The following is a 23,870-nucleotide window of genomic DNA, read 5'->3' as shown; positions in this document are numbered from 1 at the left end:
CAGTCCACGGATGACTGTTATGAACACCGCCTTATACAGGAGTTACAATTTGAAATGTATTAGAAACACCTAAAAAATTGACAATAAACTTATTTGCGCTAAGTACCCGCCGTTAAACGACGGCAAAGGAACCTCAGCGCCAGATAACTGCAAACTCGATATGACCGTCCAAAGGATTAGACACATGCGGATTCACTCATCGGCCCCTGCCCGATTCCTGCTATTGGCAACCGGCACATGGTTCGCCCTCTTTTTTCTCACACGCCTCGTTTTATTCACCACCCATCTTGACGAGGCCGGCAATCAAGTAATAGCCACGTTCACCACCGGCTTGCTCTATGACCTGGCATTTCTCACTTATGCCGCACTGCCCCTGGGCTTATATGTCCTCCTCTGCCCGCCGGGCTTATGGCGCGCTCGCGGGCATCTCTGGTTCCTGCAAGGGGTCATGACAGTCAGTATTTTCGTGATGCTGTTTGTCGCCGTGGCCGAATGGCTCTTCTGGGATGAGTTCGGCGTGAGATTCAACTTTATCGCCGTGGACTACCTGGTTTATTCCGACGAGGTACTCAATAACATCCTCGAGTCCTACCCCATCGGCAAACTGCTCGGCGCGCTGGCGATTGTGGCTGTTGTATTGAGCGCGATCATCAGCCGCGCCGTCGCGGCCTCCACCAAAGCCCCCACACCGCCGCTGCGCAGCAGGCTGGCCGGTCTCGCGCTGTTGCTGGCGCTGGCGGCCGTCAGCCTGCAATTCGTCGATCAGGATAATCCCCGCGGTCTGGGTGGCAACGCCTATCAACGGGAACTGGCAAGCAACGGCCCGTACCAGTTTTTCGCCGCGTTCAGAAACAACGAGCTGGATTATCAGCAGTTCTACGCCACCCTGCCCGACCCTCAAGTCGCCGAGCAGATGCGCCGGGAGCTGGCCGAGCCGAACAGCCGATTTGTCGGCAATGACCAGGTGGACATTCGACGCACCATTGACAACCCGGGCACGTCACGCAAGGCCAACATCGTGCTGGTGACCATTGAAAGCCTCAGCGCCAAATACCTGGGCAGCAACGGCGACACGCGCAACCTGACCCCCTACCTGGATGCACTGCGCAAGCAAAGCGTCTACTTCAATAACTTCTACGCCACCGGCACACGAACCGACCGCGGCCTGGAAGCCATTACCTTGTCCATCCCGCCGACGCCCGGACGCTCCATTGTCAAGCGCGTCGGCCGCGAGAGCGGTTTCGCCAGCCTGGGCCAGCAGCTGAGTGCCGTCGGCTACGACAGCGTGTTTGTCTACGGCGGTCGCGGCTATTTCGACAACATGAACGCCTTCTTCAGCGGCAACGGCTACCGCGTGGTGGACCAGAGCAGCGTCAAGGAGCAGGACATTCATTTCAAAAACGCCTGGGGCATGGGTGACGAAGACCTTTATCAGCAGGCGCTCAATCTGGCGGATGCGGACTTCGCTGCGAACAAGCCGTTTCTGTTGCAGTTGATGACCACTTCAAACCACCGTCCTTACACGTTCCCCGAGGGACGCATTGACATCCCTTCGGGCAACGGTCGCGACGGCGCGGTCAAATACACCGACTACGCCATCGGCAAGTTCCTGGAAAGCGCCCGCCAGAAACCGTGGTTCGACAACACGCTGTTCGTCTTCGTCGCCGACCACACGGCAGGCAGTGCAGGCAAAGAAGACTTGCCCATCGATAACTACCTCATTCCGCTGTTCATCTACGCGCCGAAGATGATCCAGCCCCGAGAAGTCTCTCAATTGGCGAGCCAGATCGATCTCGCGCCCACGCTGCTGGGGCTGCTGAATCTGGATTACCAGTCCACGTTCTTTGGCCGCAACCTGTTTCTTGACTCGGCACTGCCGCCACGCGTGGTGGTTGGGAATTACCAGCATCTGGGACTGTTCGACGGCAAGGATCTCGCCATTCTCAGCCCGCGCCAGGGGCTGCGTCGCCATGACAATGCGTTGGGCGAAAGTGTCGAAAGCAAGGCCACCCGCGACGATCCGCTGATCGCCCGTGCCATCGCTTATTACCAAGTAGCAAGCGAAGGTTTCAAACAGCATCTGCTGGACTGGAAGCCTGACGTTCCTAAGCCGTAATCTCCCCGCCAGTGCAGAGCGGGCAAGACGCGACCACGTCGTGAATTGCCCGCCCACCCTCTCCGTCGCTGAATTATCCGGCGCCCTCAGTCTGCGCTAAGTTTCGCGGCGTACCTTCTCCCCTGCGCAATTGCTGCGCTGCCAAGGAGAAGCGTTCCACATGAATTCAACCACTGCCGGATGGCTTAACAAGGTGCCCGAAGTCACCCTTGGCTTCTGGGCGATCAAGATCCTGTCTACGACGGTCGGCGAAACCGGCGCCGACTTTCTTGCCGTCGACGCCGGCCTTGGCGCGGGTGCAACCACGGTCGGCATGTCATTACTACTGGCCATCGCGCTGTTCGTACAACTGCGTACCCGTGCTTACACGCCCTGGATCTATTGGCTCACCGTGGTGCTGGTGAGCATTGTTGGCACGCAGATAACCGATGTGCTCACCGATGTACTGGACGTCAGTCTGTACACCAGCACGGCGGTGTTTTCGGTGCTGCTGGCGGTGAATTTCCTCGTCTGGTACCGCACCGAGCGCAGCCTTTCCATTCGCCAGATCACGTCCCCCCGGCGGGAGCTGTTTTACTGGACCACGGTGCTTTGCACCTTCGCACTCGGCACCGCCGCCGGGGACTTGGCCACCGAAGCGCTGGGGCTGGGTTTCACGCTCGGCGCGGTGATTTTCGGCGCGCTGATTGCCGCGACCCTGATCGCCTGGCGCCTGGGCAGCAACGCCGTGCTGACGTTCTGGCTGGCCTACATCCTCACCCGCCCCTTCGGTGCCTCATTGGGTGATCTTCTGACCCAGGCGAAAACCTACGGTGGCCTGGGAATGGGAGCGACCTGGACCAGTGCGATTTTCCTCTGCGTCATCCTGATTCTGGTGGCCGCGGCGCAACTCGATGTCGGCCACCGCAAAGCAACGGCTCAATAACTCTTGGATACTCACAAAGGTAAAACCATGCGCTATTTTCAGAACGCTATTCGCCACATCGCCATCGTCTCCTCGATCTTTTTGCTGAGCGTGGCCGCTGGCTGCTCAAAGCCTGCCACGCCGCCAAACGCTGCATCCGCTGCGGCGTCTTCACAGAGCAACAGCAACGCGACAAGCGTTTCCAGGCTGGGCGATCTGTCTGAATTCAGGACCATTGCAGCGGACGTCGCCGGGCGGGTGGACAAAAACGATCTGTCCGGCGCAAAAACGCGTATCAAGGACCTCGAATCGACGTGGGATTCCGCCGAGGCCGGGATCAAACCACGCGCAGCAAGCGATTGGCACGTGCTTGACAAGTCCATCGACCGCGCGCTGTCGGCGTTGCGTGCCACCGCCCCCAAGCAGGATGATTGCAAGGCGGCCATGAGCGACCTCATGAAGACGTTCGACTCGCTGCAAGGCAAGTGATCGGTCTGCTCGCTGGCCCGCCATCCCGTTTTAGGCGCCGCGCCTTCGACCGGGTTTGATCTCGCCACGCTTGATGTTTCAATGAACGCCCTCCCCGTGAGGGCGTTCGCTATGGAGATCCACGTGCGCATATTGCTTGTCGAAGATGACCCGATGATCGGCGAAGCCATCCAAGGAGCACTGACGGACGCCAGTCACGCCGCTGACTGGGTCAAAGACGGCCTGGTCGCGCTTGCTGCGCTGGACACTCAGCACTACGACCTGGTGCTGCTTGACCTCGGCCTTCCGGGCAAGGACGGCCAGTCCGTGCTGAGCAGCATTCGTGCGCAGAACAATCCCGTTCCGCTGTTGATCATTACCGCGCGCGACAGCCTCGATGAACGGTTGCAAGGGCTGGACGGCGGCGCAGACGACTACCTGCTCAAACCGTTCGAGATGGCCGAATTGCTGGCGAGGATGCGGGCGGTCATGCGCCGTAAAGGCGGCAGCGCCACACCGCTGCTGGGCAACGGCGTGGTGACGCTGGACCCCAGCTCAAAACAGGCCAGTACCGAGCAACAGCCTCCCGTGCAACTTTCCGGTCGCGAGTTCGCACTTTTGCACGCGCTGTTGATCCGGCCAGGGGCCATTCTCTCCAGGGCCGACCTCGAAGATCGTATTTACGGCTGGGGTAACGAGGTCGAGAGCAACGCTGTCGAGTTTCTGATTCACGCCCTGCGGCGCAAGCTGGGCAGCCATGTCATCAAGAACGTCAGAGGTGTGGGATGGATGGTTTCAAAACACGCCTGAGGGAATCGGTCCAGCTGAGACTTTCGGCCTTTCTGTCACTGGTGATTCTGATTGTGGCGATCGCCGCCAGCGTGTTCGCGTTCGTCTCCGCATTCGACGAAGCCCATGAGATGCAGGACGCGACCCTGCGTCAGGTCGCCGACCTCTTCGACCGTCAGCACATGACCTTGCGCTACCCGGACCCTGTAGCCAGCGAGAAAGATGATGAAGAGTCGCGGGTGGTGATCCAGTACCTGGCCGATGGCGCCAACGCCGCGCACAGCGGTGATGCGAGCACACCGCTGCCACTGCCGACAACCTTGTCGGATGGACTCTGGACGCTTGAGGTCGGTGGCGAACCCTTTCGGGTTTTGGTGAAGACCACAAACGATGGCCAGCGTATTGCCGTGGCGCAGGAAATCGGGGCTCGCAACAAAGATGCGCGGGAAAGCGCCTGGCGCAGCCTGTTGCCGTTCCTGATTCTGTTCCCGGTGCTGCTGCTGGTGATGAGCGATCTGGTCCGTAAACTGTTTCGCCCTATCGCCCTGCTCTCCCGGGAGATCGATCAACGTGAGAGTCAGGCACTGCACCCCATCGACGAACGTCACGTGCCAATCGAGGTCCGGCCCTTCGTCGTGGCCATCAATCGGCTGCTGGAGCGCGTCCGTATGGCGATGGAAACCCAGAGCCGTTTTGTGGCCGACGCCGCCCATGAGTTGCGCTCGCCCCTCACTGCGCTTTCCTTGCAAGCCGAGCGCCTGGCGCAGACCGAGATGCCGGCACCCGCACACGAACGTCTCAAACCGTTGCGCCGGGGTATCGAGCGCGGACGCAAGCTCATCGACCAGCTGTTATCGCTGGCGACGGCCCAGTCGCTAACCCGTTCACCGACGCAGATGGTGTCGGTACGGGGCGTCTATCGGCACGTGCTTGAAGATCTGGTGTCCCTGGCGGAGGCTCGGCACCTCGATATAGGCATCGAGGGTGAGCAAGACGTGCTCGTGTGGATGCATGAGGTGGACCTGCTCACGCTGGTCAAGAACCTGGTCGACAATGCAATCCGCTACACACCGCCTGGCGGTCGCGTGGATCTGTCGGTTGACATCGCCGGTGACCGGGCGAAATTGCAAGTCAGTGACTCGGGGCCCGGCATTGCCGTGGAAGAACGTGAGCGCGTGTTCGACCCTTTCTACCGGACGCTGGGCACCGACCAGGTGGGTTCCGGACTCGGCCTTTCAATCGTCAGGACCATCGTCGAGCGGGCGGGGGCAACGGTCCATTTGAACTACACCGATGAACTCAACTGCCGCGGCTTGTGTGTGACGGTCTGGTTGCCTGCCCGCGTTCAATACGCCGACGCCGACAGGAGCGATTGAGCAAACGACAAGATATTCACGGCAGCCGAACCTATTTTTGACAAACGCCTGTCTAGGATCGCGCAACGTTTACAGTGGCGGGTTTTTGCTATGTTGGTTGTTGAGGATCTGGTGTTGGACACGAGCAAGTACAGGGCCATGCGAGCGCAACGGCCCCTTAAGCTCAACCCCACCAACATCGACATCCTGGCGCTGCTGATGCTGAGAAGTCCCGGGATCGTCAGTAAAGAGGAAATCGCGGAAATGCTGTGGGGCGAACTAGGGGTGAACAAGAGCAGTGGCGTCGGTACACGCGTGCATCAAATCAGAAAAGTCGTCGATGACGGTTTTGCGTTCCCCCTGCTTCATACGGTGTATGGCGTCGGTTATCAACTTCGCAAATAAACTGTTGTTACTGCCTCACGTTGTTTTCAATCACCCGCTTTCATCGCCAGTTGCTTCCAGTCTCGCGGATTAAGCACGCCCCTGATGACCGGCCGGCTGCGTTTATCCAGCGAGATAAAGACCGCGCTGTCGTATTCGCTGGTATCGGCATGGGGGTAACCCTGCTTGCTTTCTATCTGACTGATGCAACCGCTATGGGTGACCAATACCAGATTACGGTGACTCGCCTTGTGCGCCATGACCTGGCTGAGGTTCATCTTCTGGCAATCAAACAGCCAGTCCTGGGACGCGACCGGATGGCCGAACAGGGATTCGGCGGTTTGCTCCGTGCGCGTGGACGGGCTGGCGAGGACATCGGTCTGCGCCAGTCCCAACTGACTGAGCGAATGCCCCACCTGGGCCGACACCTGGCTGCCGTTGCGGGTGATCCCGTCCTTTGGCCCCAGGCATTCATTATCGGAGCGGTCGCAGCGCTCGCCGTGGCGCACCAGTACGACCACCTCACCCTTTTTCCAACTTTCGTAAAGGCCCGCTTTCCTCATGTTTTCACCGGCGGCGAGTTGAACCGGCGAGCGCGGCCAGTAGGTGTAACCCGTCAACAGCAACAGGGACACGACGATGGCGGCAGCGGTCAGCAAAACACGGAATTTGTTGGCACTTTTAAGTAACTTACCCGCCGTGGGTTCGGGTGGAAGATTAATGTGTTGGTGCATCGTGTTGCTCCGACTGTTCAGTCCATCGGCAGATGGAAATCTGCGTCATTGAATGTCAACAAGCGTAAATAGCGATGCATGGTTATTTGGTTAACGGCACGTGAAAAAAACGGTGGCTGTTGTCAGTCTTTTATTCCTGACGAATGAGTAAATCTTCATCCTGTAACATGCCTGCAACACAGTGCGTTTCTCTCTTCATTAACGACCGTAAATGTTTGAGCATGCATAGAGTTTTCACATGGCCTTCACCACCGCTTGACCAGCGACTGCGTACCTTCCGTCAGCGGCAGGCAATGGCCTGGCGAAGTGGGACATTCACATTTATCAGGACATTCGAACGTGCGAAGCGAACGATCAAGATTTTATGCGTGGAACCTGGGTTTGCCGATCGCGATTGCGCTGGCGATATTCATGGTCTTCGACCTCACTTCGCTGGACGAGGCCATCAGCAACTGGCTGTATTACCCAAACCACGAATTCCCGTTTGGCCACAACCGCCTGTTCGAAAACCTGACCCACCGCTGGCCACGGATCATTCCCGATCTCACGGGAGAGGCCGCCATCATCGGGTCGATCCTGTCGTTCATCTGGCCGCTGTTGAAACCCGGGCGAGACGACCGGCTGATGCGCTCGCTGGAATCCCTGCGCATCGCCCCGCTGCTGCGCTTCACCGCTCGCCACTGGCGGGACTTCCTGTTCATCGTGGTGTCGTTCGCAGTGATCACCGGCATGATCCATTTCTTCAAAAGCCACACCAGCATCTACTGCCCGGTGGAAACCACGCTGTACGGCGGGACGATGGAGAAAAAAGAGTGGTTCGAGAATTTCAGCCTGTTCCATGAGGCCGGAGCGGGTCGCTGCTGGCCGGGGGGACATGCTTCCGGTGGGTTCACCATGGTTGCGCTGTACTTCGTGGCGCGCCGTTATCAGTGGCGCCACGCCCGCGCGATCCTCTACGCCTCGATGATTCTGGGCGCGATCTACGGCACCACGCGCGTCCTGCAGGGCTGGCATTTCATGTCGCACACCTTCTGGGCCGGGGTGATTGTGTGGATCGGTGCGCTGCTCACCGCCCTCGCCTTTTATGGCTGGCGCCAACTTGCACCCTCGCCCGCAAAAGGCCCCGCCTCGTTCGCGGCCGTCGCTCGATAGCCCACACAGCCACTCGCATTGCTGTCACACTGGCGACCGTCGGCCTAAATGATGGCTTAGGGCTATACTTCGGTATACCCATGCCGTCTCATGGGTCGATGCCCAGTCGCCGCCGACGAGGCAGCGATACGGGCGATCCCCTACCGCTTATCCAGTCGCGGAAATCTATCCCCTCGTCTCAAGTCCATCTATTTTTGAATTTCAGCGTCGAGATGTCGCCCATGAAGTCGGACAACGTGCAAGTCGGCCCCCAGGATTTTCTCCTTGGCGGCGGTAAAATGGGGCAATTGATCCGCGACTTTGACTGGGCCTCAACCTCGCTGGGCGATCCGGCGCACTGGCCGCAGTCGCTGCGTTCGGCCATCAGCATTTGCCTGCATTCAAGTTTTCCAACGGCCATCTACTGGGGCGAAGACTTTTGCCTGCTGTACAACGATGCCTGGGCGCCGATTCCCGCCGACCGGCATCCGGCCGTGCTGGGCCGCCCGGCGCGGGAAGTGTGGTCAGCCATCTGGGACGTCGTCGGGCCACAGCTCGAAGCGGCGGTCAGGGATGCAGAAGGCTTTTCGGCATTCGACCAGCTGTTGATGATGGAGCGTAACGGGAGCCTGCACGAGACCTGGTGGAACTACAGTTTCACGCCGATCCGTGGCGAAAACGGGCGCATTGCAGGGGTCCTCAACCAGGGTCACGAAGTCACCGAGCGGGTCCTCGCCGAGCGGCGCAAGGCGCAGGAACTGGTCCGCCAACGCAAGATGTTCGAGCAGGCGCCCGGTTTCATCACCATCCTCAACGGCCCCGAGCACCGCTTCGAATTCGTTAACCAGTCCTACACCCGGCTGTTCGGCGAGCGTGACTACGTGGGCAAGACCATTTACGAGGCGTTTCCCGAACTGGCCGGTCAAGGGTTTTACGAGTGGCTCGATGCGGTTTACTCCACCGGCGAACGCCTGGTGCATCAACGCACGCCGATCCAGCTCAATCATCCCGACGCACCCTTCGAACTGCGTTACCTGGACTTCATCTACGAACCGCTGCTCGATGAGGCGGGCCAGGTCACGGGGATTTTCTGCGAAGGCTACGATGTCACCGAGGCGCATCTCTCCCGTGCTGCACTGGAAGCCAGCGAAGCCGCGTTGCGCGAGGAAACCCGCACCCTGGAAACGCTGAACCGGGTCAATACGGAGCTGGCCCTGGAGCTGGACCTCAAGCGGTTGGTGCAGACGGTGACCGATGCCGGCCGCGAAATGACCGGCGCCGAGATCGGCGGGTATTTTCACAACGCCACGAGCGATCATTTTGACCTCTTCACGCTGTCTGGCGTGCAGTCGCCGGAACTGGCCCGGCTGCCTGGCCCGCGTGCCAGCCCGGTGTTCGCACCGGCATTCCTGACGGCGGGCGTGATGCGTTCCGACGACATGCTGCTGGACCCACGTTATGGGCGGATCTCCCCGCATTTCGGCCTGCCGACAGGCCATGTGCCGCTGCGCAGTTATCTGGCCGTGCCGGTGGTGTCCCGCTCCGGCGAAGTGCTGGGCGGGCTGTTCTATGGCCACCCCGAGCCCGGCCAATTCACCCCGCGCCATGAAAAACTGATGTCGGCCCTGGCCGCTCAGGCTGCCATCGCCATCGATAACGCAACACTGTTTCAACAGGTCCAGAGCGTCAACGAAACCCTCGAACAGCGCGTGCTGGCACGTTCCCAGGAATTATCCGAAGCCCATTCGGCGCTGCGCCAGGCGCACAAAATGGAAGCCGTCGGGCAGCTCACCGGCGGCATCGCCCATGACTTCAACAACCTGCTCGCCGGGATCATCGGCAGCCTGGAAATGATCGAACGGCGTATCGCCAATGGCCGGGTCGAGGGTCTGGACCGCTACCTCAATGCCGCCCACGATTCCGCCAATCGCGCCGCCACCCTCACCCAACGGCTGCTGGCGTTTTCCCGTCGCCAGACCCTCGACCCCAAGCCCACCGACGTCAACCGGCTGGTGGCGGGCATGGGTCAGCTCATCTCGTCCACGATCGGCCCATCCATCAGCATAAGGACCAGCGCCAGCGGCGACCTGTGGCTCAGCAAGATCGACGCGCCTCAGCTGGAAAGCGCGCTGGTCAACCTGACCCTCAACGCCCGCGACGCCATGCCGAACGGCGGCGAACTCACTGTGCAGACCCGCAACATTTCCGCTGACAGCGCTACAGGCGTGGCGGCGCAATTGCCGGCAGGCGACTTCATTGAAATCAGCGTGAGCGACACAGGCACCGGCATTGCCGCGGACATTCTCGACAGGATTTTCGACCCGTTCTTCACCACCAAACCCATCGGCCAGGGCACAGGTCTGGGGTTGTCGATGATTCACGGTTTTGTGCATCAGTCCGGCGGGACCATTCAGGCGCGCTCCACCCAAGGCGCGGGCACGACGATTTCACTGTATTTGCCGCGCTATCCGGGTGACCGCGAACAGCCGCCGGCCCGCTCCCCGTCGCAGAGCCAAAGCCGCGGGGAAAGCGTGCTGGTCATCGACGACGAACCCCACGTGCGCATGCTGATGTGCGACGCGCTGCGCGAACGCGGTTATCAGGTCAACGAAGCCATGGACGGGCCCTCAGGCTTGCAGATGCTGCGGTCGATGGCCTCGATTGACCTGCTGGTGACAGACGTCGGTCTGCCCGGCGGCATGAATGGCCGACAGGTCGCCGACGCCGCCCGCGCCCTGCTGCCGTCCCTCGAGGTGTTGTTCGTCACCGGTTACGCGGAAAACTCGGCGGTGGGTGGCGATCAACTGGCGACCGGCATGGCGGTGTTGCTCAAGCCGTTTGGCATGAACCGTTTCGCGCAGAAGGTCGGCGAGATGCTCCAGGCTGGCGCATCCGCTCACGACTGATCAGTCAGTTTTTTTCGCCCCCCACGGAACTCAGAGGGCCGGCATGCCCCTAACCACGACGTCAGCGAACCGGCATAACGCCAGTTCCACGAGAGGTTCAGGTTTCCATGTCTTCCAGCAACCCATCCGCCGCCATAGGCCAACCAGACGAGCAGCGCACCTCGCCGCGTCGTCTGATTTTCATCTCGGTCCTTGTCGCCACCATGGGCGCACTCGCTTTCGGTTACGACACGGGCATCATCGCGGGCGCTCTGCCCTTCATGACCTTACCCCTCGATCAGGGGGGCCTCGGCCTGAACCCCGTCAGCGAAGGGCTGATCACCGCATCGCTGATCGTCGGCGCCGCCTTCGGCTCACTGGGCAGCGGCTACCTCTCCGACCGCTTTGGCCGACGCGTGACCCTGCGCATGCTGTCGCTGTTGTTCATCGTCGGCGCCCTCGGCACTGCCACGGCGCCGTCGGTGCCGTTCATGGTCGCCGCGCGTTTTCTGCTGGGTATCGCGGTCGGCGGTGGCTCGGCCACGGTGCCGGTGTTCATCGCCGAAATCGCCGGCCCTTCGCGCCGCGCGAGGCTGGTCAGCCGCAACGAGCTGATGATCGTCAGCGGCCAGTTGCTGGCCTACGTGCTGAGCGCGGTGCTCGCCGCCCTGCTGCACACCCCCGGCATCTGGCGCTACATGCTCGCCATCGCCATGGTCCCGGGCGTTTTGCTGCTGATCGGTACGTTCTTCGTGCCGCCGTCGCCGCGCTGGCTGGCCTCGAAAGGTCGCCTCGATGAAGCGCAGCACGTGCTCGAACAACTGCGAGACACCAAAGACGCCGCCAAGCGCGAAGTCGAGGAAATGAAAACCCAGGAAAAAGAAGCCCACAAGCGCGTCGCCCCTCGCGATTTGCTGCGTCAGCCGTGGGTGTTGAAGCTGTTGCTGATCGGTGTCGGGCTTGGCTTTACCGCGCAGTTCACCGGCGTCAACGCGTTCATGTACTACACGCCGATCATCCTCAAACACACCGGCATGGGCACCAACGCTGCACTGACCGCGACCATCGGCAACGGCATCGTTTCGGTCATCGCGACCTTGCTGGGGATCTGGGCCATCGGCCGTTACGGGCGTCGGCACTTGCTGATGACCGGTCTGGTCATCGTCGTCCTGATGCAGGCGGCGCTGGGTTGCGTGCTGCAGTTCATGCCGCAGAACCTGACCCAGAGTTATGCCGCGCTGGCGTGCATTCTGGTGTTCCTGCTGTTCATGCAGATGTGCATCTCGCCGGTGTACTGGCTGCTGATGTCCGAGCTGTTCCCGATGCAGGCCCGCGGGCTACTCACCGGCACGGCGGTGTCGATGCAGTGGCTGTTCAACGCGACCGTCGCGTTCCTGTTCCCGATCGCGGTGGACACCCTCGGCAACCCGACCTTCTTCGTGTTTGCGGCGATCAACATCGGCTCGCTGATCTTCGTGTTTCTGTGCCTGCCGGAAACCAAGGGCAAGTCCCTGGAGCAGATCGAGAAGCACATGAAGAAGGAGCTGTGAGACCCAGCTCCTGAAACCGCGCGCGTTCAGCCAAGCAGTTCGGTGATCCAGCGCACTTGCTGCGCGGTGTCGTGCCATTTCTGATCCGGCACCGCCTGCCGCGCACGTTGCAAGTTGGCCAACGTGCGCTGCCTGTGACGCAGGAGGCGCCGCCACTTTTCGAGAAACGCCGGGCTGCGTGCCGCCATCAGCAACGGGCCGAAGTACAGCGCTTCAGGGCTGTACACCACCGGCCCGCTGCGTTCGGCGACGATGATTTCGTAGTCGAAGCGGTTCTCCCGCAGCACTTCCTCGTGGACGATGCGATAACCGTTGTCCATCAACCACTGGCGCAGCTCAGGCTCGCCGCCGTTGGGCTGCAGAATCAGTTGTTCCCTTCCATTGAGACGCGATTTACCGGCCTCAAAGATGTCGCGAATCGTCTCGCCGCCCATGCCGCAGAGGCTGATCGCGGTGATGCCGTCTTGGGCTTCAATTGCAGCGAGGCCATCGGCCAGACGCACGCGGATTCGCTCCTCGAAACCGTTCTCGCGCACCGTACGCTCGGCCGCCCTGAACGGCGTCGTCGCCACCTCCCCCGCCACTGCCATCGCAATGAGCCCACGGCGCATCAACGCCACCGGCAGGTAGGCGTGATCGGAGCCGATGTCCGCCAGTCGCGCGTCGGCAGGCACCAGCGACGCCACGCGCTCCAGGCGCCTGGACAATGTGTGTTCGTTCAACGTTGCCGCCCCTTTTCTCACCACCGCCCGGCACGACCTGCCGAAACGGGGCGTGAGTCTGTCGGGCTGTGGCGAGGATTTCAACTGCATGACTCGGGCGGCGGACTCATCGACAGGCGCTACGGCAACTTCGCGATGACCTTGATCTCGAAATCAAAGCCATACAGCCAGGTCACGCCGACGGCCGTGATGGTCGGATGCGGCGCTTCGCCCCAGAACTCCGGCACCACTTCCCAGGCTTTTTCGAAAGTCGACTGCGGATCAACCATGAACACGGTGACGTCGATCACGTCATCAAAGGTGCAGCCGGCGGCGTTGAGAATCGCGTTGAGGTTGGTGAACGCCAGGCGGACCTGGGCGCGAAGATCAGGTTCGGGCGAGCCATCTTCACGGCTGCCGACCTGCCCCGAGACAAACAGCAAGCCGGCGGATTTGATCGCCGGCGAGTAGCGATTGCGCTCGTACAACGCGTGGCGGCCAGGGGGGAATACAACGTCACGAACAGTCATGGGTTTTCTCCTTCAGCGGAGCGGGATGCTCCGTCGTTTCGATGGGCAGACTGTAGGGCGACGGATTCGCTGGATAAACCAGCAGCCTTGATCAAGACTGTTTGCATTCCCCAAACAATAAGGTGGCGCGATGGACCGTTTCGACGCGATGCAGGCGTTTGTTCGAGTCGTGGAAACCGGCAGCTTCACCAAGGCCGCCGGTACGTTGCACATGAGCAAGACCACGGTCACGCAACTGGTGCAGCAGCTCGAAGCGCGGTTGCGGGTGAAACTGCTCAACCGCACCACGCGCAAGGTGAATGTCACTGCTGATGGTGCGGTGTTCTACGAACGTGCGCTACGCGTGCTGGCGGATCTGGACGACGCCGAAACAGGTCTGTCCGCCGCCTCCGCCGCGCCCCGAGGACGTCTGCGCGTCGACGTGCCCAGCCCTTTTGCGCGCATGGTGCTGATCCCGGCGCTGCCGGACTTCAACGCTCGCTACCCCGATATCCAGATCGACCTGGGCGTGAGCGATCGCATGATCGACCTCATCGGCGAAAACGTCGACTGCGTGGTGCGCGGCGGCGAACTGACCGACCAATCGCTGATGGCGCGGCACATCAAAGACCTGAAGCTGGGCGTCTACGCGTCGCCGGCCTATCTGCAACGCGCAGGCATGCCCGACCATCCCCGTGACCTCGAAGACCCGCAGCACCGCATCGTCGGTTACCGCTGGGCCCGCACCGGGCAGCTGTTTCCGATGATGCTGCAGCGGGACGGCGAAACGGTTCAGGTGCAGAGCCGCTACTTGCTCACAGTGGACGACGGCAACGCCTACCTCGCGGCAGGTCTTGCCGGCATGGGCGCCCTGTGGCTGCCGCAGTACATGGCCCAGCCATCCGTGCAGAGCGGTGAGCTGGTCGCGTTGTTCGAGGGCTGGCAGCTGGAATCGATGCCAATGTACGTGGCCTTCCCGCCCAACCGGCACATCAGCATCAAGCTGCGGGTGTTCATCGACTGGGTTGTGGAGTTGATGGGCGACGGGTACAAAACCCAATCACCCGCAACGGTTGTACAAGGAGCGACGCGTAATGGATGAAGTGATCAGTTACCGAGAAGCCACGGTCGAGGACGTGGCGACAATCTGCGAACTGGGGCAGTTGCTCAACGCGATTCACCACGCGGAGCGCCCCGATATCTACGCGGCTGAAACCCTGGATTACACGCGCGATGCCCCTCACTGGATGAGCTTTCTGGACAACCCGGAGCAGGTTATCTTCCTGGCGTTTGTCGGGGATCGGCCGGCGGGGTTTGTGAGTGCAGGGATGTTTTCAGCCGGTGGGCCGTTGATGCAGCCAATGGCGTTCGCGCGGATCGGCTCGGTGTGCGTGGTCCAGGTTTTCTGGGGGAAAGGCTTGGGCCGTGGGCTGATCCGGCACGTACAAGCATGGGCGCTGGAACGCAGCGCGCAGGACATTCGCCTGTCGGTGTGGGGCTTCAATACCCATGCGCGGCGGCTGTATGAAGAGCTGGGCTTTGAGACGCGGGCGTATGAAATGGGGATGCGGTTGAAGCGCCGTTCATCGCACGCATCTGCCCTCTTGTAGACGACCGGTCAGTTTTGTCTTAAGGTGCTTCGCATTATGAAGAAACCCAACCTGGAAATGCGCCAACACATCATCGACGTCGCCAAGTCGCTGATGACCCACAAGGGCTACACCGCTGTGGGCCTGGCAGAAGTAGTAAGCGCGGCGGGCGTGCCCAAGGGCTCGTTTTACTATTACTTCAAATCGAAGGAAGAGTTTGGCGCCGCGTTGCTCGATGAATACTTCTCCGAATACCTCGGCCGTGTCGACACCGTCATGACGCGATCAGGCAGCGGCGTCGACAAGCTGCTGGCCTACTTCGATTACTGGATCGAGACCCAAGGCACCGATCATCCGGAAGGCAAATGCCTGGTGGTCAAGCTGGGCCCGGAAGTCTGCGACCTGTCCGAGGACATGCGCAGGGTGCTGGAGGCCGGCACGGCGAAGATCATCAAGCGCATCACCGCCTGCGTGGACATGGGTGTGGCAGACGGCAGCCTGCACATCGAAGAAGGCAGCGAAGCCTTCGCCGAAACCCTGTATCAACTGTGGCTGGGCGCTTCCCTTCTGGTGAAGGTGAACAAGTCCACTACGTCCTTCGACACGGCCATGAGCCTGACCCAACGCCTGCTGCGGTAGCAGGCGTTTTTTTTCAAAGATTGGTAGACGACCGGTCAAATATGCGAGTAATTATCAATGAGTGACATCAGCAACAGCACCGACTTGTTTTCCCCCGTGCACATGGGCGCCATCGAACTGGCCAACCGCATTGTCATGGCACCCGTTACCCGCAGCCGCTACGAAGAAGACGGCGTGCCCGGTGAACTGCACGCCACCTACTACGCCCAGCGCGCCACCGCCGGGTTGATCGTTGCCGAAGCCACCAACATCTCGGCCCAGGGACGCGGCTATGCAGCGACACCCGGGATCTGGAGCGAAGCGCAGGTCGCCGGCTGGCGCACCGTCACCGACGCCGTTCATGCGGCCGGCGGCAAAATCGTCAGCCAGCTCTGGCATGTGGGCCGGTTCTCCAGCGTGGACCTGCAGCCCAACGGCGAAGCCCCGGTCGGGCCGTCCGCCATTCAGGCCGAGGGCAACACCTACACGGTCGACGGCTTCGTCCCGGTGTCGATGCCCCGCGCGCTGGAGACCGACGAGATCCCCGGCATCATCGAGCAGTACAAACTGGCTGCCGAGAACGCCAAGCGCGCAGGATTTGACGGTGTCGAAGTCCACTCGGCGAACAGCTATTTGCTCGACCAGTTCCTGCGCGATTCCACCAACCAGCGCACCGACCGATACGGCGGCTCGATTGAAAACCGTGCCCGGCTGACGCTGGAAGTCACCCAGGCCATCGTCGATATCTGGGGCCATGACCGCGTGGGGATTCGCCTTTCGCCGGTAACGCCGGATGCGGGTAACACGCCGCCGGACAGCAACGTCATGGCGTTGCACGGTTACCTGATTCAGCAGTTGAACCGCTTCAACCTGGCGTACCTGCACTTTGTCGAAGGCGCGACCGCCACCTCCCGCGACGTGCCGGAAGGCGTCGACATGGATGCCTTGAGCGCCCAGTTCAACGGCCCGTTCATTGGCAACAATAACTACGACCTGGACATGGCCATCGAGCGCCGCGCCCAGGGCAAGATCGACGCCGTCGCGTTCGGTCGCCTGTTCATCTCCAACCCGGACCTGGTCGCGCGTCTGCGCCACGGCGCCGAGCTGACCATCGCCCCGCGCGAAAGCTATTACGGCGGCGGCGCCCAGGGCTACACCGACTGGCCGCTGGGCACTTACTAAAGCGCTGGCGAACCGCGCCGCTTTCAGACACCGCATTCAATAACGGCTAAACGGCAAGGCTTTCCCAGGAAGGCCGACGCTGCGCGCACGCCTTGAATTTGAGGAAAATGAAGATGAATTATCTGGACAAGAAAACCGCTATCGTCACCGGCGCGTCATCAGGCATCGGCGCTGCGACGGCCAGAGCGTTGGCGGCTCAAGGGGTCAACGTCGTGGCTGCTGCGCTGGATGAGAAAGGCCTCTCCGCGCTGGTCAGCGAACTCCGCGCAGCGGGTTACGAGGCATCCAGCTTCATCACCGACGTGACCGACGCTGAACAGACCGGCGCTTTGGCTCAGTTCGCCAAGGACACCTACGGCTCGGTCGACATCCTCGTCAACAACGCTGGCCTGATGCTGTTTTCCAACTGGGTCGATCTCGTGACCCAGGACTGGAACGCCATGATCGACGTCAACATCAAGGGCTACCTGAACACCATCGCCGCCGCCCTGCCCTTCATGCTCGAACAGAAATCCGGGCAGATCCTCAACATGGATTCGGTGGCCGGCCACCAGGTCGGCCCCGGCGCCGGCGTTTACAGCGCGACCAAATTCTTCGTGCAGGCCATGACTGAATCCATGCGCAAGGAACTGGGCGTGCACCACGGCATCCGCGTCAACACCGTCAGCCCGGGCGTCATCAACACCGGCTGGGCCGACAAAGTCACCGACCCCGCCGGACGCGAAGCCGCTCAGGCGCTCAACGAAATCGCCATCGCCATCGCACCGGAAGACATCAGCCGCGCGGTGATCTACGCGCTGAATCAGCCGGCCAACGTCACCGTCAACGACCTGATCATTTCACCCACCCGACAGGACTGGTGATTGCGCAGCTACGGCTGCTCGACCCCCTTACCTATCGAACTTAAATCCTGGAGCAAACAAACATGAGCAAGAACATCAAAGCCGTTGCCACCCACGACTACAACGCCGTGATCGACACCGCTAGCCGCTACGTTGAAGGGCTGCGCGAAGGCAGCGTTGCCACGATCAAACAGGCCTTTCATGAAGAAGCGGTGATGTACGGTTTCACCAACGGCCACCTGCTCGGCGGGCCGATCAGCAACTTGTATGACTTCGTTGAGAGCAACGGTAAGGCGGCGGACATCACGACGCGTCTGGATGTATTGGCGATTACGCCGACCACGGCTGTAGTGCGGGTGGATATGGAGAAGGACGCCATTGGGGCGGATTACAACGACTATCTGACGTTGATCAAGATCAATGGCGACTGGAAGGTGATTGCCAAGGTTTACCACCAGTTTGAGGGGTAGATTTTCAAGAGGTAAGTTTTATGGACGCAGGCCTCGGGGTTTCGACTTCGGGGCTTGCGGGCCGGGTTAGAGCAGCGTGGTATTGGGCGCTTTTTTTGATTGATTCCTTGAGTCGCAGCGTTAGTTATTTGGGAGACAGCAGAGATGGTTTTAGTTGAGTACAGCGCGGGTTTGCCCTGCAGCGCGGAACAGGCGTGGAAGGTGCTACGGGCGTTTGGCGGGATTGCCGATTGGCATCCGGCGATTGTGAAGAGTGGCATCGAGGGTGAAGCAGGGATTTTGGGGGTGGGTGCGGTCAGGCGGCTGGCGCTTGGGGACGGTGCGGTGTTGCGAGAGCGGTTGACTGAGTTTGATGATGGGCTTAGGGCGTTGGCTTATGTGTTTGAGGAGTCGCCGCTGCCGGTGGATGGGTATCGAGCGAAGGTTCGGGTGGATGAGGTTGCGGGGTTGGTTGAACGGTGTGAAGTGCGATGGAGCGCGCGGTTTGAGGTGCGGGAGGTTGGGACGGAGGGGGAATTCGAGGAGTCGGTCAGGGGGTTGATTGTGCAGGGGCATGAGGGGTTGGAGGGGGTTGTTCGAGGTTGATTACGGGTGTCTGCGAGTGAGTTGGGTGGATGGGCAAGCCGGAACCCCATCGAGGCAAGACGCGCCGGGTTCCGACGCCCAGTGGGGATCAAATGTGATTGGCCAGGCAGGCACCGGACTAATGGCGCCGGGAAGCAAGCCAGTTGAAAAGCCTGCCCAGCCACCAGCGGCTGCGTGCTTCGCGAATTTCATCGATCTGCATGAACGTGTAAGGAGAAGACCTTAAAAATCAACGCCATCGAGACGGACTTGGCGCCTTCCAGATACGGACTAGTTGTGCAGGAGAAATACCCACAATAGTCCTATCCTTCACTGTGCTATCCCATCCGTCTTGGCTACTAGAACAAAAGACATATTAATTGGTACGCCGGACTATCGTCACCCAGCCCCGGTCTGCTTGGAAACCGGGTTCGGCCAAGTATGAACACGTCTAAATCCATGGTTGCTTTTGCAGAAGGCCCCCGCAGGTGTCGGCGTCGACTGGCCGCGAAAACCAGTAGCCTTGCAGCTCATCGCACCCGTAGCACAGCAATTGGTTGCGTTGCTCGACAGTCTCGACTCCCTCGGCGACGACCAGTAAATCCAGTTTATGAGCCATCGCGACAATTGCTTCGACAATCACGTGGCTGCTCGATGGTGAACCGAGCGCGTGGACGAACGCGCGATCCAGCTTGATGCGACGCACAGGGAATTGGCACAGATACGCCAGGTTGGAGTAGCCGGTGCCAAAGTCGTCGATCGCAATGCTGATTCCAAGTGCTTTGAAGCTAGCCAGGATGCGGATGCTTTCTTCCGGGTTCTTCATCGACAGGCTCTCGGTGATCTCCAGCTCCAATTGCTCGGGGGCAAGCCCGTGCTCGGCGAGCACCTGCGCAACGACCGACTCCAATGCGGGGTTATGAAACTGGCGCGCCGAGACGTTAATAGCCATGCGCATAGCCGGCAATCCGCTGCGCTGCCACGCCGCCGCCTGGGCGCAAGCCGTGCGTAGCACCCATTCGCCGATCTGCTCGATCAGCCCCAACTCTTCGGCAATCGGGATGAATTCCATCGGAGGCACCAATCCGCGCGTGGGATGCTGCCAGCGCACCAACGCCTCTACGCCGACGATGCGCCCACTGGCGATCTCGATCTGCGGCTGGTAATGCAGAAGGAACTCGCCGCGTTGCAGTGCCTGCTTTAACTGAGTCTCGACCTCCAGTCGCTCGCCGGCGTGCGAGATCAAGTCGAGTGTGTAGCACCGCACCCGGTTTCCGCCTTCCTCTTTGGCGCCGTACATCGCGGCGTCGGCTCGCTTGAGCAATGTGGTCGCATCCTCACCGTCCTGCGGATAGACGCTGTAGCCCAAGCTGCACGTGACAGACACCTCCCGGTCGGCGACGCGGACTGGCTTGGCGACGACTCTCGAGAGGCGATTGGTCAAGTCTGCGAGCGCATTTGCAGGCATCGGAGAGCGCAGCAACAGGACAAACTCGTCGCCACCAAGGCGAGCGAACGTATCGCCTGAGCGAAGCAAGCGGCCGATGCGCCGCGTCACGACTCTTAGCAGCTCGTCGCCAGCGGCGTGGCCCAGGCTGTCGTTGACGAGCTTGAACCGGTCCAGATCCAGGAACAGCAGCGTGAGCGAATGATCGCAGCGTTGCGCGAGCTTGATTGCTTGCTCTATCCGGTCCATCAACAGCGCCCGGTTTGGCAGACCGGTGAGGCTATCGTGCATCGCTTGGCGGCGTAGCTCTTGTTCGAAGCGTTGCCGCTCTTTCATCTCGAGATCGAGCCGTGCGACAGTGGCCTGCAGCCGTGTCGCCGCCTCTGCCGCTTCCTTGTGAGCGGCCTGCAGCGCCACTTCAGCGGCCTTTTGTACGGTGACCTCGTAGTTGATACCCACCAGCCCGACGATGCGGCCAGCGTCGTTGCGCACCGCGACCTTGGTCGTGATCAGCCAGGCTTTCTCGTCGAGCAACAGGTATCGGGTGTGTTCTTCATGATTGAGGAGCGAGCGTCCGTGCTTTAAAACTTCTTGTTCCTCGAGTTTGTAGACGCTTGCCAGTTCAGGTGGATAGAAATCGAAATCAGTTTTTCCGAGCAACTCGGCGGGGTCAGACACGCCCATGCCGCGTGCAACTGACCCGTTGGCGAAAATAAATCGGCCGTCCAAATCCTTCGCATAGATCCGATGCGGTACGTTTTCGGCAAGCGTACGCAGCAGGGTGTGTTCGAAGGCTTTCAAAGACGCGCCCGTCTTATTGACAACCAGTGGCTTGACGCAGGGAAAATACCGAGTACGCGCCGGCACCATGGCTCCACGCGCCCGCTGGAATCGACAATCGACCGTGTCGCCAGGTCGATCACGGCTTGAGCCGACGACGAACACGCAATACGAAAGATCATTTTTCGAGGTTCCAACGTTGGTCTAACGAAATGCGCACGTCACAAGTGCGCCCCTAATGTCTTTAACGGCAGATTTCAAATTTTCTCCATCGAAAGACTCACAATGGCGGGTACTTATATTCGCGACGCGCTTCGGCACAAAGCAATTCGCGACCTTACTCAACCCGAAGGCTGACAAATGCTCGATATGGGCCTTCATCTCGAAGAATTACTGTTTCCCTTTCTTGGTCTGATGCATCTCGGGATCTCACTTCCCTGCTCGCTTTTAGTCGAGCTGGCGCGCATGACGTTTACGACCTGGAAGGCAAAGGCCCTTTCGATCTCAAGCCTGGCGAGCGGACGCACGACACGAGCACGGCGCTGTGACCGGCGGAAACGTATCTCGCTCATCAGCCGTTCGACGTCACTTATTACTTGGACCGGCTTTGCCAGTGGTAAACCCAATTCCGCTGCAATAGATCAATCATGCGATTGACGCCGACGGCCATCTTGAGACGCCATAACCTGGCCGCCACGTGGCGGGACAGCCAAAGTCAAAGTCGCGCCACGCATCGTGCGCTGGAGGCGTTAAGTTGCTGTGAGCTTTTGGTGCTCAATTGCACCCGGCGTTGAACGGCGCAGACAAAACGGAGTTATGCGTGCCAAGGGTTTGATCGCTGCAACCCCCCGCGATGATGATCAATACGGGTGAATACCAAGAGAAAGCCCGCGACCAGGGCCGCTCTACCGTTTATGACGAGGTCTTCCCAACCCGCCGACCCAAACTGTCATACAGATAGGTGCCGACGCTGTGCAGTTGGCTGTTTACATCGTCTCGGCACGGACGAGCCGGTTTTCGCAGTCGTACGTGAATGTCTGCAGCTTGGTTAGCCCTGACCGTTTTTCAATCGGGTTGCCCCACGCGTCATGGGTATATTCCTGATCGCGCCGCGCAACTGGCTGAAAAACTGCTCGAGGACCATGGTGTGGAAATCAATGCGGCGCCTGAGGAGCGCGCTTGCCCGCGATGGCGTTTATCCAGACGCTGATGCATGCACTGACCCACCGCGTTCGCGGGCAAGCGCGCTCCTACTGCGGACCCTGGCAACGCACACAATCGTCTGCTAGTCACAATCCGTAGGAGCGCGCTTGCTGGCGAATGCAGTGTGCCAGCCGCCCTTTTCGTGACTGACCTGACGCGTTCGCCAGCAAGCCGGCTCCTACAAATTCAGCGTCAACCTCGGATTTTGCGTCAGGTGCCGGATTCCGGCGCAAACCCTGCGATTCCAGGCCAACGCCGCAGTCAGTAACGGATCACGTGGCCCACCACCCTTACCCTTCCAGCTCGGAAATCTCGATCAGGTTCAGGTCCGGATCACGCACGTAAACCGATCGAATCGGCCCCGTCGCGCCGGTGCGCTGGACCGACCCTTCCACGATGGGCCACGCCTGCGCCTGTAAATGTTCAATCACCGCGTCGAGGGTCTGGCTGGCGATGAAGCACAGGTCCAGCGCGCCCGGCACCGGCAGGTGGGCCTTGGGTTCGAATTCGTGACCGCGCACGTGAACGTTGATCTTCTGGTTGCCAAAGCGAAACGCCAGGCGGCCGCTGCCGAAGGTTTCCAGCTGCATGCCCATTACGCGGACGTAGAAATCCTTGCAGGCCTCAACATCGATGGTGGTCAGGACCAGATGGTCGAGGTGATCAATCATTGCCTGCGCTCCGTGGGGTTATTGCCGATCTGCTGACCGAGGCTGTTCACATGCTCGGGGATCGGGTGTAGGTCCAGGCGCTTGCCCGCCCGGAGGATCTGGCTGGGCGTGTCGTGGCCGATGAGGCTAGGCAGCCGTGCCGAGGCGGCGATGACCCGGTCCAGGTCCATGCCAGTGTCGTAACCCATGAGATCGAGCATGTGCACCAGGTCTTCCGTGCACACGTTGCCGCTGGCGCCCGGCGCATAAGGGCAACCGCCCAATCCGCCGAGGGAGGCATCGAAGCGATCGACGCCGGCCTGCAACGCCGCCAGGGTATTGGCCAGCGCCATGCCCCGGGTGTTGTGGAAATGCAGCGTGAGTTGCAGCTGCGGGAAACGTCCGCGCACCGCCTCGGACAGCGCCTGAACCTGCGACGGATAGGCCATGCCGGTGGTGTCGCACAGCGTCACGCCCCGAACGTCCAGCGCAACGAAACCCTCGATCCAGCGCAACACCTCTTCAGGGGGAACATCGCCCTGCATTGGGCAGCCGAATGCCGTCGACAACGACACATTGACCGCCACCGGGCCGCGTCCGATGACGCCAATCACTTCCTTCAACTGGGCGAAGGACTGCTCGCGGGTCATGCGCAGGTTTGAGCGGTTGTGCGGTTCGCTCACCGACATCACCAGATTGGCCTCGTCGATGCCGCAACCCAAGGCACGCTCCGCGCCACGAACGTTGGGCACCAGCACGGTGTACTCGACGCCGGGCTGACGACGGATGCCGGCCATCACCGCTTCGGCATCCCGCAGTGCCGGAATGGCCTTGGGCGAGGTAAACGATGTCACTTCGATCCTGGCGTAACCGCACTGGCTCAGCTCATCGATGAGGGCGATTTTGTCCTCGGTCTCGATGAAGGTCCTCTCGTTCTGGAAGCCGTCACGGGTGGCGACTTCCTGCATGTACAGGCGTTTCATTCGGGCTGCTCCTGAC

Annotated in this window: 23 protein-coding genes and 1 pseudogene; 17 read left to right on the top strand and 7 right to left on the bottom strand. The window is 60.6% G+C overall.

Features of this window, described 5'->3' with window-relative positions:
• Positions 1 to 184: 184 nt before the first annotated feature.
• The 6 genes from L4G42_RS04000 (at position 185) to L4G42_RS03975 (ending at position 6,037) form a co-directional block, all read left to right on the top strand.
• On the top strand, positions 185 to 2,116 hold the full coding sequence (locus L4G42_RS04000) for an LTA synthase family protein (RefSeq protein ID WP_237252598.1): 1,932 nt from the start codon (positions 185 to 187) through the stop codon (positions 2,114 to 2,116).
• Between the two features lie 160 nt (positions 2,117 to 2,276).
• The gene (locus L4G42_RS03995; RefSeq protein ID WP_237252597.1) at positions 2,277 to 3,041 is read left to right on the top strand and encodes a COG4705 family protein; all 765 of its coding nucleotides are present in this window, start codon (positions 2,277 to 2,279) and stop codon (positions 3,039 to 3,041) included.
• Positions 3,042 to 3,068: 27 nt separating this feature from the next.
• Positions 3,069 to 3,509 (top strand): hypothetical protein, encoded by a 441-nt coding sequence (locus L4G42_RS03990; protein WP_237252595.1) that lies wholly within the window; start codon positions 3,069 to 3,071, stop codon positions 3,507 to 3,509.
• Positions 3,510 to 3,632: 123 nt separating this feature from the next.
• Positions 3,633 to 4,298, top strand: a complete 666-nt coding sequence (locus L4G42_RS03985) for a response regulator (protein ID WP_237252593.1) — start codon at positions 3,633 to 3,635, stop codon at positions 4,296 to 4,298.
• Positions 4,274 to 5,653 carry an ATP-binding protein gene (locus tag L4G42_RS03980; RefSeq protein ID WP_237259558.1) on the top strand — a complete coding sequence of 460 codons (1,380 nt, stop codon included), beginning with the start codon at positions 4,274 to 4,276 and terminating at the stop codon, positions 5,651 to 5,653. The genes L4G42_RS03985 and L4G42_RS03980 overlap by 25 nt, the downstream gene beginning before the upstream one ends.
• A 90-nt stretch (positions 5,654 to 5,743) precedes the next feature.
• Positions 5,744 to 6,037: a winged helix-turn-helix domain-containing protein gene (locus L4G42_RS03975; RefSeq protein ID WP_237252589.1), complete on the top strand. Its 294-nt coding sequence runs from the start codon at positions 5,744 to 5,746 to the stop codon at positions 6,035 to 6,037.
• A 26-nt stretch (positions 6,038 to 6,063) separates the two neighbouring features.
• On the opposite strand, the gene pmrG is transcribed toward L4G42_RS03975, so the two are convergent.
• Complete coding sequence (gene pmrG / locus L4G42_RS03970; protein WP_237260577.1) at positions 6,064 to 6,750, bottom strand: lipopolysaccharide core heptose(II)-phosphate phosphatase PmrG; 687 nt, start codon at positions 6,748 to 6,750, stop codon at positions 6,064 to 6,066.
• Between the two features lie 339 nt (positions 6,751 to 7,089).
• Between pmrG and L4G42_RS03965 the strand changes: the two genes are divergently transcribed.
• From L4G42_RS03965 to L4G42_RS03955, 3 genes are all read left to right on the top strand, one after another.
• Positions 7,090 to 7,902 carry a phosphatase PAP2 family protein gene (locus L4G42_RS03965; protein ID WP_237252585.1) on the top strand — a complete coding sequence of 271 codons (813 nt, stop codon included), beginning with the start codon at positions 7,090 to 7,092 and terminating at the stop codon, positions 7,900 to 7,902.
• Positions 7,903 to 8,123: 221 nt separating this feature from the next.
• Positions 8,124 to 10,787 carry an ATP-binding protein gene (locus tag L4G42_RS03960; RefSeq protein ID WP_237252583.1) on the top strand — a complete coding sequence of 888 codons (2,664 nt, stop codon included), beginning with the start codon at positions 8,124 to 8,126 and terminating at the stop codon, positions 10,785 to 10,787.
• Between the two features lie 107 nt (positions 10,788 to 10,894).
• Positions 10,895 to 12,316, top strand: a complete 1,422-nt coding sequence (locus tag L4G42_RS03955; protein WP_237252581.1) for a sugar porter family MFS transporter — start codon at positions 10,895 to 10,897, stop codon at positions 12,314 to 12,316.
• Between the two features lie 26 nt (positions 12,317 to 12,342).
• Here the strand turns inward: L4G42_RS03955 and L4G42_RS03950 are convergent, their stop codons facing one another.
• Together L4G42_RS03950 and L4G42_RS03945 are read right to left on the bottom strand one after the other, a co-directional pair.
• On the bottom strand, positions 12,343 to 13,038 hold the full coding sequence (locus tag L4G42_RS03950) for a tRNA (adenine(22)-N(1))-methyltransferase (protein ID WP_237252579.1): 696 nt from the start codon (positions 13,036 to 13,038) through the stop codon (positions 12,343 to 12,345).
• Between the two features lie 119 nt (positions 13,039 to 13,157).
• Positions 13,158 to 13,547 (bottom strand): RidA family protein, encoded by a 390-nt coding sequence (locus L4G42_RS03945; protein ID WP_108119461.1) that lies wholly within the window; start codon positions 13,545 to 13,547, stop codon positions 13,158 to 13,160.
• Positions 13,548 to 13,677: 130 nt separating this feature from the next.
• On the opposite strand from L4G42_RS03945, the gene L4G42_RS03940 reads away from it, so the two are divergent.
• The 7 genes from L4G42_RS03940 to L4G42_RS03910 all read left to right on the top strand — a co-directional run bounded on the left by L4G42_RS03940 (position 13,678) and on the right by L4G42_RS03910 (position 18,812).
• A complete protein-coding gene (locus L4G42_RS03940; protein ID WP_237259559.1) occupies positions 13,678 to 14,628 on the top strand; it encodes a LysR family transcriptional regulator in 951 nt (316 codons plus the stop codon).
• The gene (locus L4G42_RS03935; protein ID WP_237252576.1) at positions 14,621 to 15,136 is read left to right on the top strand and encodes a GNAT family N-acetyltransferase; all 516 of its coding nucleotides are present in this window, start codon (positions 14,621 to 14,623) and stop codon (positions 15,134 to 15,136) included. Before L4G42_RS03940 ends, L4G42_RS03935 begins: the two co-directional genes overlap by 8 nt.
• A 36-nt stretch (positions 15,137 to 15,172) precedes the next feature.
• Entirely contained in the window at positions 15,173 to 15,754 is a 582-nt protein-coding gene (locus tag L4G42_RS03930) for a TetR/AcrR family transcriptional regulator (protein WP_237252575.1), read from the top strand.
• A gap of 57 nt (positions 15,755 to 15,811) precedes the next feature.
• Positions 15,812 to 16,915, top strand: a complete 1,104-nt coding sequence (locus tag L4G42_RS03925; RefSeq protein ID WP_237252573.1) for an alkene reductase — start codon at positions 15,812 to 15,814, stop codon at positions 16,913 to 16,915.
• Positions 16,916 to 17,028: 113 nt separating this feature from the next.
• Complete coding sequence (locus L4G42_RS03920) at positions 17,029 to 17,778, top strand: SDR family oxidoreductase (RefSeq protein ID WP_237260575.1); 750 nt, start codon at positions 17,029 to 17,031, stop codon at positions 17,776 to 17,778.
• A gap of 62 nt (positions 17,779 to 17,840) precedes the next feature.
• A complete protein-coding gene (locus tag L4G42_RS03915) occupies positions 17,841 to 18,227 on the top strand; it encodes a nuclear transport factor 2 family protein (protein ID WP_237252569.1) in 387 nt (128 codons plus the stop codon).
• A 144-nt stretch (positions 18,228 to 18,371) separates the two neighbouring features.
• Positions 18,372 to 18,812 carry an SRPBCC family protein gene (locus L4G42_RS03910; protein ID WP_237252567.1) on the top strand — a complete coding sequence of 147 codons (441 nt, stop codon included), beginning with the start codon at positions 18,372 to 18,374 and terminating at the stop codon, positions 18,810 to 18,812.
• A 430-nt stretch (positions 18,813 to 19,242) separates the two neighbouring features.
• Here the strand turns inward: L4G42_RS03910 and L4G42_RS03905 are convergent, their stop codons facing one another.
• Positions 19,243 to 21,039, bottom strand: coding sequence for a sensor domain-containing protein (locus tag L4G42_RS03905; RefSeq protein ID WP_237259561.1), 1,797 nt, complete (start codon positions 21,037 to 21,039; stop codon positions 19,243 to 19,245).
• 339 nt (positions 21,040 to 21,378) lie between these two features.
• Here L4G42_RS03905 and L4G42_RS03900 point away from each other — a divergent pair, with 339 nt between their 5' ends.
• Positions 21,379 to 21,675 (top strand): hypothetical protein, encoded by a 297-nt coding sequence (locus L4G42_RS03900; protein WP_237252564.1) that lies wholly within the window; start codon positions 21,379 to 21,381, stop codon positions 21,673 to 21,675.
• Positions 21,676 to 21,942: 267 nt separating this feature from the next.
• Here L4G42_RS03900 and L4G42_RS03895 read toward each other — a convergent pair.
• From L4G42_RS03895 to L4G42_RS03885, 3 genes and pseudogenes are all read right to left on the bottom strand, one after another.
• Positions 21,943 to 22,127: pseudogene (locus L4G42_RS03895) on the bottom strand (Rhs family protein); the annotation flags it as partial.
• 384 nt (positions 22,128 to 22,511) lie between these two features.
• On the bottom strand, positions 22,512 to 22,892 hold the full coding sequence (locus L4G42_RS03890; protein ID WP_237252562.1) for a VOC family protein: 381 nt from the start codon (positions 22,890 to 22,892) through the stop codon (positions 22,512 to 22,514).
• Positions 22,889 to 23,854: a hydroxymethylglutaryl-CoA lyase gene (locus tag L4G42_RS03885; RefSeq protein ID WP_237252560.1), complete on the bottom strand. Its 966-nt coding sequence runs from the start codon at positions 23,852 to 23,854 to the stop codon at positions 22,889 to 22,891. Before L4G42_RS03885 ends, L4G42_RS03890 begins: the two co-directional genes overlap by 4 nt.
• Positions 23,855 to 23,870: the final 16 nt, after the last annotated feature.

This window comes from Pseudomonas petrae (assembly GCF_021728295.1).
Lineage (GTDB): Bacteria > Pseudomonadota > Gammaproteobacteria > Pseudomonadales > Pseudomonadaceae > Aquipseudomonas > Aquipseudomonas petrae.
The sequence above is the reverse complement of the archived record's forward strand: the minus strand, read 5'-3'. Positions and strand labels throughout refer to the sequence as shown.